The following is a 9,916-nucleotide window of genomic DNA, read 5'->3' as shown; positions in this document are numbered from 1 at the left end:
ACCGGAGGCCGCGCCGCCATTTGCTCGGCGACTGACCGCTGCGGCTTGCGCTCGGGCAGCGCCGGCATGGCCGGCATTGCGGGCATTGCCGGACCCGAAGCGCGCGCTGCGATCGGCGGCTCGCTTTCTTCGTCGCGACGGCCAAGGCCGACGTGGGCCAGGCGCTGCAACAGCGACATCCGGGTCTTTTGCGGATGCTCCTCTTCAGCTTCGCCGCGGGCCTGCCGGATTTCGTTCTGGGCCGGCACCGGCAATTCCTCAAACTTCGGCATCCGCGGCGCACGCAACGGCGGACGTTCGGCCGCCTGCGGGATGAAGGTCTCCGGCGGCGTCGATTCGGCAGCGGGCGCTGACGCTGTTTCGGGATCGGGAAACAGCGACGGCTTCTGCGCGATCGGGCGAACCGTGACATCGCCATAGGCTGCGGGCTGTAACGGCGCGGAAGCCTGCGGCGTTTCGGGCGCGACGGCAGCGGCAATCGCCGCCAGCGCGGCGCGCTCGATCGTGTTGGAGGGACGCTGAGGCGCGACTTGCGCCGGCTGGGCCGAATTCGACGACTCCATTTTCTGCGCACGCTCCGCAAGCCGCGCATTGTCGGCGCGAAGCCGCGCTGTCAGTTCGGCGAGACGGGTGTCCGGAGACGAAGTCGGGCCGGTGGCGTTGGCCACGGGAGCCGGCGAGGCATTGCCGGTGTTGCGGGAAATCAGCGCCTGTTCGATGCCGGTGGCGACCACCGAGACGCGGATGATGCCATCGAGCGTCTCGTCGAAGGTCGCGCCGACGATGATGTTGGCGTCCTGATCGACTTCTTCGCGGATTCGGGTGGCGGCTTCGTCGACTTCGAACAGCGTCAGATCCCTGCCGCCGGTAATCGAGATCAGGAGGCCGCGGGCGCCCTTCATCGAGGAATCGTCGATCAGCGGGTTGGCGATCGCGGCTTCCGCGGCGGTCAGCGCGCGCTTCTCGCCGGTGGCCTCACCCGTCCCCATCATCGCCTTGCCCATCTCCCTCATCACCGCCCTCACGTCGGCGAAGTCGAGGTTGATCAGGCCTTCCTTGACCATCAGGTCGGTGATGCAGGCGACGCCCGAATAGAGCACCTGATCGGCCATCGCGAAGGCGTCGGCGAAGGTGGTCTTTTCGTTCGCAACCCGGAACAGGTTCTGGTTCGGAATGATCAGAAGGGTATCGACCACCTTGTGCAGTTCGTTGATACCGGCTTCCGCCGTGCGCATGCGGCGCTGGCCTTCGAAGTGGAACGGCTTGGTCACCACGCCGACGGTGAGGATGCCGAGATCCCGCGCGGTCCGGGCAATGACCGGGGCTGCCCCGGTGCCGGTGCCGCCGCCCATGCCGGCGGTGACGAACACCATGTTAGCGCCGGAGAGATGGTCGCGGATCTCGTCGATGACCTCTTGCGCCGCGGCCGCGCCGACATCCGGCTGCGAACCTGCACCGAGGCCCTGGGTAACTTGCGTGCCCATCTGGATGATGCGCTGCGCCTTCGACATCGTCAGCGCCTGCGCGTCGGTGTTGGCGACGACGAAATCGACCCCCTGCAATCCGGCGGTGATCATGTTGTTGACGGCGTTGCCGCCGGCTCCCCCGACGCCAAAGACGGTGATCCGGGGCTTCAGCTCATGAATGTCAGGAGGAGTAATATTGAGTGCCATGGTTGCCTCTCGATCACGCGCGCGTGGGTTCGCCCCGGCCGGCGGCCGCGGGTGTTGGTTGAATTGGATTGCGGAAAAGATCCATCAGAAGCCCTCTCGAAGCCATCGTCCGACTTTTCCGAAATAGCCGTCAGTCCCTGTCCTGAGCTGCCGCGTATGCCGCGGTTCGACGTGTTCAAGATGAGCGTATTGCGGATAGACGAGGAGGCCGGCGGGAACCGCGAAGGAAGCCCCCTTGGCCTCGCTGGGCAGCCGGCTGAAACCGAGCGGGCGGCCGAGGCGGACCGGCCGGTTGAGAATCCGTGTGGCGAGCTCGAGGACGCCGGTGAGTTGCGAGGCGCCCCCGCTCAGGACGACACGGGCTTTCGGTTCCGCCGCAAAGGGAGAATCCGCAAGCCGGTCCCTGACCATCTCAAAAATCTCCTCGGCACGGGGCCGGACAATGCTCGCGATCGTGGCGTGTGACACGACCTGCGGAACATCCAGCTCGTCGTCGCCGGCAGACGGCACGGACATCAACTCGTGTGCGTCAGACCCGCCGGTCAGCACCGTGCCATATAACGTCTTGATTCGCTCGGCATCCGCAATGCACGCCGAGAGTCCGCGCGCCAGATCCATGGTGATGTGGTGGCCACCCAGGGCAAACCCGGATGCGTGCATGAACCGCCCGCCGGAATAGGTCGCGATCGTGGTGGTCCCCGCCCCCATTTCGACCACCGCAGCGCCGAGATCGGCCTCGTCGTCGGTCAGGACCGAAAGCCCGGCCACGTAGGGGCTGGCCGCCATCGCCTCGACATTGAGGTGGCAGCGCTCGACCACCAGCATCAGATTCTTGACCACCGTCGTATCCGCCGTGACGACATTCATGTCGACGCCGAACTGCCGCGCCACCATGCCCTTGGCGTCGCGAACGCCCTTCACGCCGTCGAGCGAGTAGCTGATTGGCAGTGCGTGCAGCACGGTACGGCCCTCGCCGGTCGCATGGTGCATGCCGGCGGAGGTGACGCGCGAGACGTCGGCAGACGTCACGGCCCCGCCCTTGATGTCGGCGGCCGCCTCGATCAGCTGGCCCTGCAAGCGACCGGCCGAGACCGACAGCAGGACCGATTCAACCCGGACCTTGGCCATATCCTCGGCAGCCGCGACCGCCTGGCGAACCGCCTGCTCGCATTCGGCGGGATCGACTACCGCGCCGGCCTTGACGCCATGCGACTGGATCTGGCTGTAGCCGATCAATTCCACCGCGTGACTGCGGCCGCCCAAAGCTTCGCTCGGCGGGCACGGCGTCAGCCGCGCGATCATGCAGGCGATCTTGCTGGTGCCGATGTCGAGGGAAGCGACCAGCGCGGTGCGCTTGCCCGACATTGGGCGCGTCTTCGGCGCCTGGGTGTAATCGCGGGCGCTCATGCGTCGCCCACTTTCTTTTTCGGCTCTTTCTTCTTGAGCGCTTCTTCGCGGGCCTTGGCGGCGTCGTCCGACAGTTGCACGATCAGGCGATCCGGCAGCCGCATGTCGACCGCGACAATGTCCTTGGAAAAAAGGTGCTCGTCCTTGTCGAGGTTGCTCAAGGTGAGAAGCGCGTTGCCGACCTCGTGTTCCGGCAGGCGGACGTCGAGGCCGTCGTTGAGCCTGAGATTCCAGCGCCGCTCGCCGACCAGGGTCACAGCCTTGGTCACGGCATTGACTTGCGGATAATGCGAAAGCAACGCCAGGAAATCCTTGGCGCGGGTCTCGGCGCCCTTGCCCACTACCAGCGGCAGTTTGAGGAAGCGCGGCGTGACGTAGCCCTGCAGCACCGCGCCATCATCCGAAATGATCGCAAGGCGGCCCTCGTGCTGCCACAGCGCAAAAGGCCTCCGTTCGACGATGTCGATGCGCAGCTGGCCGGGATAAAGCTTCTGCACGTTGGCATCGCTGATCCAGGCGCTGGCTTTCAGCTTGTCGCGAACCAAGGCAGCGTCGAGGAACAACAGCGACGAGCGGCCGTTGACGCCGCCGATCGCGAGCACCTCGTCCTGGGAGAGTTGCTTGCGGCCGTTGATCGCCACGGTGGTGATCCGGAACCCGGCCGAATTGGCCAGCGCGTTTCGCGTGTCGCTTACCGATGCGACGAACGCCTCGAGATGGCCGCCCTTGACGATGCCAAGACCGGCGCTCGCCGCCAGCAACAGCAGGGTTGCGATGAGGCCGGAACGGCGCGGCAGGCGGCTTTCCACAAAGGCGATCAGACCGTGTGGCCGTTCGTCGCGGGCGATACGGCGTGATTTGGATTTGGCGGGAAGCGAAGCGGAAAACAGCCGCGCGCGCAGAGCCACAGCCGCGCCAATGACGGCGTCCATCAGATCCATCTGTTGCCTCGGCGATCGCGGCGACCGGGCGAGACGTCCTCCACCATCCATTACTCGAGCTCGTCAACCGTTGTGCCCGCAAGGAATTGCGGAGCTGGCGCATCCGACGGCTAGGCCGTGCCGGGTGTGAAGCGTCGGACCGCTGCCTCGAGACAGGGTCACCATCCCCATGCGCGCTGGAAACGCGAAATCTTCGCGAAAACAGCCCGCCCCGGCGGCCAAGCACACATGCGCCGCCAGCGTTAACCTTCGGACTTCCTGGTAAACAAAGGGTAAATTTGGTCCCTTCAGGCTCCGATTTGACGTGCCCAGAGAAGGCTTTGACCGGTAACGTTAGGATTCCGGTAACGCTTGAGCCGGTTCCTGCCTTGGCGACCGCGCCCTACCCCCGGGCGCGCCGTTCCGCGATCTCAATCTGACCCTTAAGGAAATCGGCGAAGTCGATGCCGTGCGCCTTCAGCTCCTTCGGGTAGAGCGAGGCCTTGGTCAGGCCCGGCAGGGTGTTGGTCTCGAGATAGACCGGTCCCTTGTCGGAAACGATGAAGTCGCTCCGGGAATAGCCAGTGCATGACAAAGCGAGGTGAGCCCGCAAGGCCATGTCCATGATCGCGGAGCTGATTTCGGGCGAAAAGCGGCCGGGACAGATTTCCTGGGTCGCTTTCTCAAGATATTTCGCGCGGTAGTCGAAGCCCAGCCCACCCTCGGCCGGAATGATCTCGATCGGCGGCAGCGCGATGACCGAACCGTCCGCCTGCTCCAGAACGCCGCAGGTCGATTCGATGCCGGCGATCAGGGGCTCGATGACATATTCCTCGTTTCGCGCGGCGTTGCGAACGGCAACGATATCCTGCCGGGAATTGACGAAGATCAGCCCGTAACTCGAGCCGTCGCGCGAAGGCTTGGCGATCAGCTTGCCATACTCCGCAAAAGCCGCATCGATGTCGGAAAGCGCAATGCCGGCGGGCGAGTTGACGCCCGCAATCGCCGCGAAGCGCTTGGCCGCGACCTTGTCGAAGGCAAGATTCGATGAGGCCGACCCCGAGCCGGTGAAGGCGACCCCACGGAGTTCGCACATCGCCTGCAACTCGCCGTTTTCGGCGCGGCCACCGTGCAACCCCAGCACCAGAAGGCGGCCGTCGGCCTTGGCCCGGTCCAATGCCTGCTCGATCGAGCGAGCGACACGGGACCGATCGGGCTTGAACGGATCTTCGAACGGCCGGGCGTGAGCCAGCAGCGCCTTGCCGCTCGCCTCATGCACCGCGTCGTCGGCGTCCCAGAACCACAAATCGGCCTCGGGCAGCGCGGTATGCAGCGCCTGCGCCGTCGCAACCGACACCAGACGCTCCTTGTTCGTGCCGCCGAAAAGAATGGTGATACGCATCAAGAAATCCCGATCCGCTTGATTTCCCATTGTAACTCGATTCCCGAATTTTCCTTCACACGCGTGCGCACGGCCTCGCCAAGGGCTTCGATATCGCCAGCCGTCGCCTCACCGGTATTGATCAGGAAATTGCAGTGCATTTCCGACACCTGCGCGCCCCCGATGCGCAAACCGCGACAACCGGCGGCATCGATCAGTTTCCAGGCGCTATGCCCGGGCGGGTTCTTGAAGGTCGAGCCTCCGGTCTTTTCGCGGATCGGCTGCGCCGCCTCGCGGTGCGCCTGCACCTCGTTCATGCGCACGCGGATCGCCTCGGCCGTGGCAGGCCTGCCCTGAAACCGCGCGGACGTGAAGATGACGGAAGTGTCGACGCCGGAATTGCGGTAGACGAATTTCATCTCCGCATTCGTGAAGACATGCTTTTGGCCGTCGCGGCCGACGCCGGAGGCCTCGATCAGAACATCCTTGGTCTCCGCAGCATTGGCGCCGGCATTCATGCGCAGCGCGCCGCCGATAGTGCCGGGAATGCCGAAGAAAAATTCAAGCCCGCCGAGGCCTGCGGCGGCGGCGGCCTCAGCCACGCGCTTGTCGAGCGCCGCCGCGCCCGCGACGACGACCTCGCCTTGCACGCTGACCTCGCCGAAACCGCGGGGACCAAGGCGAATGACCACGCCGGGCAATCCGCCATCGCGCACGATCAGGTTGGAGCCGACGCCGACGACGTAAACCGGAATCTCGGCGGAAAGGCTTTTCAGGAAGTAAGCGAGGTCGTCTTCATCCGCCGGCGTGAACAGCAATTGCGCCGGGCCACCGACGCGAAACCAGGTGAGTTCCGAAAGCTGCTGGTTCGCCGTCAACCGCCCGCGTAATTGCGGCATCGCGGTTTTGAGTTGAGGCGTGAGGTCGGGGAAGGCCACGCTCACCCCAGCGCCTTCAATTCGCCCGGCAGCGCGTAGGCCCATTGCGTAATGTTGCCGGCGCCGAGACAAACGACAAGATCGCCGGTGCCGGTGAGGTCCCTGATAATGCCGGCCAGCGCTTTGGAATTCGGCAGCGGGATCACCTCGCGATGGCCGTGGGCGCGCAAGCCAAGCACGAAATGATCGCGGTCGATCCCTTCGATCGGCGCTTCGCCGGCGGGATACACCTCGGCAACGACCACGGCGTCGGCGTCGTTGAAACAGGTACAGAATTCCTCAAATAGCGATTGCAGCCGCGTGAACCGATGGGGCTGCACCACGGCGATGACCTTGCCGCTGGTTGACTCGCGCGCGGCCCTCAGGACGGCGGCGATTTCAACCGGATGATGGCCGTAGTCGTCGATGACGGTGATGCCTTTATATTCACCGGTCTTGGTAAAACGCCGCTTGACGCCGCCGAAGCCTGCCAGCGCTTCGCGGATCGCCTCGCCGGAAATGCCAAGCGCATGCGCCACCGCGATCGCGGCGGTGGCGTTCAAGGCATTGTGACGCCCCGGCATGGGCAGGACGATATCGGCGATCTGGTGGGCGGCATCGCTCTTGCGATCGCGGATCACGACCTTGAAATTCGATCCGCTCCCGTTTGGCGTGAGGTCGACGAGCCGCGCGTCGGCCTGCGGGTTTTCGCCATAGGTGATGATGCGGCGATCCTCGATCTTGCCGACCAGCGTCTGCACCACCGGATGATCGATGCACATCACGGCGAAACCGTAGAAAGGCACGTTCTCGATAAAGTTACGAAAAGCCTCCTGGATCGCATCGAACGTCTTGAAGTGATCGAGATGCTCTGGGTCGATATTGGTGACGATCACGACATCCGCCGGCAATTTCAGGAAGGTGCCGTCGCTCTCGTCGGCTTCCACGACCATCCAGTCGCCGGCGCCGAGACGCGCATTGGAGCCATAGGCGTTGATGATGCCGCCGTTGATCACGGTTGGATCGAGGCCGCCGGCATCGAGCAGCGTTGCCACCATCGTCGTCGTCGTCGTCTTGCCGTGGGTGCCTGCGATCGCGACACAGCTTTTCAGCCGCATCAATTCGGCGAGCATTTCGGCGCGCCGCACCACCGGAATGCGGCCCGCGCGCGCCGCCATCAATTCCGGATTGTCACGCTTGATCGCGGTCGAGACCACGACGACGTCGGCGCCCGCGACATTCTCGGCCTGGTGGCCGATCTCGATCTTGATGCCCTTCTCGCGCAGGCGCACGACATTGGCGCTTTCGGACGCGTCGGAGCCCTGCACGGTGTAGCCGAGATTGCACAGCACCTCGGCGATGCCGCTCATCCCGATACCGCCGATTCCGACGAAATGAATGGGTCCGATTTCGCGCGGCAGTCTCATTGGTGTTCCCCGACGTCTCAACTTCACGGATGTCAGCGCCCGCGAAGGCGGGCGATCCAGTACGCCGCCCATGGTCAAATCAGCCGTTGGTGATTACTGGATGCCCCGCTTTCGCGTGGCATGACAAGGGGGCATTTTAACGGTTGTCGCCTAAATCCCGGCGACTTTCACGACCAGGTCGGCCAGGCGTTCGGCCGCATCGAGCCGGCCGGCGTTCCGCGCCGCTTGCGCCATCCCCGCCAGTTTTGCGGGTCCTGCGACGAGCGCAGAAATTTCGGAGGCCAGGCGGTCCGGCGTGAATTCGCCTTGCACGATCCGCAAGGCGCCGCCCGCCTGCGAGAGTACGCCGGCATTGGCGAACTGGTCCTGATCGATCGAGCCCGGCAGCGGCACCAGGATCGAGGGACGGCCGATGGCGGCAAGTTCGGAGACCGTGCCGGCGCCCGAACGCGAGATAACCAGATGGTTGGCCGCGAGCCGCGCCGGTAAATCGGTGAAAAACGCCGCGAGCTCCGCATTGATCTTGAGCCGGTCATAGACCGCGCGAACCCGCGCGATGTCTTCCTCGCGCACCTGCTGGGTCAGCACCAGCCGGCTCCATAATGCAGGCTCCAGTTTCTCGATGGCGCCAGGCACGATGTCGGCCATCACGCGCGCGCCCTGGCTGCCGCCGGTCACCAGCAGACGAAACGGCCCGGCCGGGTCGGGCGCGGCATATTTCACAGCCGCCGCCGCGACGATCGCCGGACGCATCGGCATGCCGACGGTCGTGGTTTTCGAAGCAAGCTCCGGGTCACGGTCGAGCACGCCGGGCAGCGAGGTTGCAATCGCACTGACGCGGCTCGCCAGGAAACGATTGGCGCGGCCGAGCACGGCATTGGCTTCATGCACAATGCCGGGAATGCCGAGCAGACGCGCGGCGACCAGCGGCGGCAAGGTCGGATAACCGCCGAAGCCGACCACCGTTGCGGGCTTCAGCTTGCGTAACAGATAGATTGCGACCGCCATGCCGGCGGCGAGCGTAAAACCGGTGCGTGCGAGCGAGAGCGGGTTCCGGCTGCGCACGGTTTCGCTCGGCACCACGTCGATGGTGTCGCGTGTAAACAGGCCGGAGTAGCGCAACGCACGCGCGTCGGTGACGAGCCGCACCCGAAAGCCGCGCTTCATCAAGGCGCCGCCGAGCGCCTCGGCCGGAAACAGGTGACCGCCGGTGCCGCCGGCAGCCAGCAGGATCAGGGGTTTTTGCTTCATGGCCGCCTCTTTACTGCCAAAGCACTGAGATGGCGAGAAGCGACAACGTCGACGCGTCGTCTTTACGCGTAGTCCTGGGCCATGCCGGCGTTCATCGATTCCTGTTCGGTGCGTGGCCGCTGCCGTGTCAGCGCCAGCATCATGCCGACGCCATAGGCCAGCGAAACCATCGAGGAACCGCCATAGGAGATGAACGGCAGCGTCATGCCCTTGGCCGGGATCAGTTGCAGGTTGACCGACATGTTGATCGCCGCCTGCACGCCGAACAGAATGGCCAGCCCCGACGCCGCAAAGCGCGCGAACATGTCTTCGCTTCGATAGGCCCGCGACAGCGCGCGGATCACCACGAAGGCAAACAGCGCCAGCAGGATCAGGCACAGGATGATGCCGAACTCCTCCGCCGCCACCGCGAAGACAAAGTCGGTATGGCTATCCGGCAGACTGCGTTTGGCGATGCCCTCGCCCGGCCCAAGCCCGAACCAGCCGCCATTGCTGAAGGCTTCCATCGCGGTATCGACCTGAAAGGTGTCGCCGGAAGCAGGATTCATGAAGCGCTTGATGCGGCCGGCGACGTGCGGCACCAACAGATAGGCGGTGAACAGCCCGACGCCCGCCGCGCCGGCCAGTCCCATCACCCAGATCATGCGCATGCCGGCGATAAAGAACAGCGCGCCCCACACCATCAGGATCAGCATGGTCTGGCCGAAATCGGGCTCCATCACCAGGAGCGAGACCAGCGTCAACAGAAGCACCAGCGCCATCGACGTTGCCGGCATTTCCGGCCGCTTCGTCGATTCAGCAAACAGCCATGCGGCCAGCACCACGAACGCGGGCTTGGCGGACTCGGACGCCTGGATATTCACCCCGATCAGCGTGATCCAGCGCCGCGAGCCCTTTACCTCAGGCCCGATCAACAATGTCATCACGATCAGCGCAATAC

The 9,916-nt window shown here is 64.7% G+C and carries 8 protein-coding genes; all 8 read right to left on the bottom strand.

The window, feature by feature from the left end:
- The coding region (gene ftsZ / locus WB528_RS26995; protein ID WP_423892400.1) for a cell division protein FtsZ at positions 1-1,673 on the bottom strand (1,673 nt) is incomplete at its 3' end.
- 84 nt (positions 1,674-1,757) lie between these two features.
- Positions 1,758-3,080, bottom strand: a complete 1,323-nt coding sequence (gene ftsA / locus WB528_RS26990) for a cell division protein FtsA (protein ID WP_423892399.1) — start codon at positions 3,078-3,080, stop codon at positions 1,758-1,760.
- Positions 3,077-4,072 carry a cell division protein FtsQ/DivIB gene (locus tag WB528_RS26985; RefSeq protein ID WP_423892398.1) on the bottom strand — a complete coding sequence of 332 codons (996 nt, stop codon included), beginning with the start codon at positions 4,070-4,072 and terminating at the stop codon, positions 3,077-3,079. The genes ftsA and WB528_RS26985 overlap by 4 nt, the downstream gene beginning before the upstream one ends.
- Before the next feature lie 331 nt (positions 4,073-4,403).
- The gene (locus WB528_RS26980; RefSeq protein WP_423892397.1) at positions 4,404-5,402 is read right to left on the bottom strand and encodes a D-alanine--D-alanine ligase family protein; all 999 of its coding nucleotides are present in this window, start codon (positions 5,400-5,402) and stop codon (positions 4,404-4,406) included.
- Complete coding sequence (gene murB / locus WB528_RS26975; protein WP_423892401.1) at positions 5,402-6,319, bottom strand: UDP-N-acetylmuramate dehydrogenase; 918 nt, start codon at positions 6,317-6,319, stop codon at positions 5,402-5,404. Before murB ends, WB528_RS26980 begins: the two co-directional genes overlap by 1 nt.
- 2 nt (positions 6,320-6,321) lie before the next feature.
- Entirely contained in the window at positions 6,322-7,725 is a 1,404-nt protein-coding gene (gene murC / locus WB528_RS26970; RefSeq protein ID WP_423892396.1) for a UDP-N-acetylmuramate--L-alanine ligase, read from the bottom strand.
- A 150-nt stretch (positions 7,726-7,875) separates the two neighbouring features.
- Entirely contained in the window at positions 7,876-8,976 is a 1,101-nt protein-coding gene (gene murG / locus WB528_RS26965; RefSeq protein ID WP_423892395.1) for an undecaprenyldiphospho-muramoylpentapeptide beta-N-acetylglucosaminyltransferase, read from the bottom strand.
- A gap of 62 nt (positions 8,977-9,038) precedes the next feature.
- On the bottom strand, positions 9,039-9,916 hold an 878-nt coding region (locus WB528_RS26960; RefSeq protein ID WP_423892394.1), incomplete at its 5' end, for a peptidoglycan glycosyltransferase FtsW.

The organism is Bradyrhizobium sp. (assembly GCF_049586575.1).
Lineage (GTDB): Bacteria > Pseudomonadota > Alphaproteobacteria > Rhizobiales > Xanthobacteraceae > Bradyrhizobium.
This window is presented reverse-complemented; position numbering and strand designations above follow the sequence as displayed.

What these genes read in the sequence shown, in the direction of transcription:
- ftsA (WP_423892399.1), bottom strand. Translation starts at nt 3,080, where the DNA reads ATGAGCGCCCGCGATTACACCCAGGCGCCGAAGACGCGCCCAATGTCG.
- WB528_RS26985 (WP_423892398.1), bottom strand. Translation starts at nt 4,072, where the DNA reads ATGGATGGTGGAGGACGTCTCGCCCGGTCGCCGCGATCGCCGAGGCAA.
- WB528_RS26980 (WP_423892397.1), bottom strand. Translation starts at nt 5,402, where the DNA reads ATGCGTATCACCATTCTTTTCGGCGGCACGAACAAGGAGCGTCTGGTG.
- murC (WP_423892396.1), bottom strand. Translation starts at nt 7,725, where the DNA reads ATGAGACTGCCGCGCGAAATCGGACCCATTCATTTCGTCGGAATCGGC.
- murG (WP_423892395.1), bottom strand. Translation starts at nt 8,976, where the DNA reads ATGAAGCAAAAACCCCTGATCCTGCTGGCTGCCGGCGGCACCGGCGGT.